Annotated in this window: 1 protein-coding gene; it reads right to left on the reverse strand. The window is 44.5% G+C overall.

Annotated elements, in window-relative coordinates; translation table 11 throughout:
* Nucleotides 1-787 (reverse strand): peptidylprolyl isomerase (locus B3014_RS01860; RefSeq protein ID WP_289286891.1); only part of this gene is annotated, 787 nt, incomplete at both ends.

Consider the following 787-nt stretch of genomic DNA (forward strand, 5'->3'; position numbering starts at 1 on the left):
CATTCATTTTTTCTTCAAATTCAGGAACCATCACGCCAGGACTTACCCAACCTAAGCTTCCGCCATCAATAGCAGAGCCCGTATCGTCAGAATTCGCTCTGGCTAGCTCGGCAAAGTCTTCACCATTAACAATACGTTCTCTCAGTGTTTCCAGCCGTTTTTGGGCTTCTTCATCTGTTGTGAGTTCGTTGGTTTTAATCAGGATATGACTGGCTAATGTTTGTTTGACAAGATGTACATCTTCACTTTTTTTGTCTTTCACTCTAACCAAGTGATAACCACTACCACTACGCAAAGGTTGGCTGACTTCACCGATACTTAATGTGGGTACCACATCAGCAAACAGTGATGGAAGCTCACCCTGTTTACGCCAGCCTAACTCACCGCCTTCCAAAGCATTTTGACCATCAGAATATCCCGCAGCGACTTGAGCAAAATCTCCGCCTTCGTTCAATAATGCTTGAACTTTCTCTAACTTCTCCTGGGCTGACTGAACTTCTTCAGGTGAAGCGGCTTCGGGCATACTGATGAGAATATGTTGCAGCTCATACTGAACTTGGCCACCCTCTTGCACTTTTTGTGTAGCAAGGAAATTATCGACTTCACGATCGGAAACCACAACACGGTCTTCGACCTGAGCCTTACGTAATCTTGAAATGATCATTTCATCGCGGATCGTTTCTCTGAATACGCTAAAGTCATAACCATCTTCTTCTAACACATCTCTGAACTGTCTCAATGTCAGTTGATTGTTATCCGCGATCTGCTTGAGGGCAGCATTAAGAGC

This window comes from Methylophaga sp. UBA678 (genome assembly GCF_002299105.1).
Classification (GTDB): domain Bacteria; phylum Pseudomonadota; class Gammaproteobacteria; order Nitrosococcales; family Methylophagaceae; genus Methylophaga; species Methylophaga marina.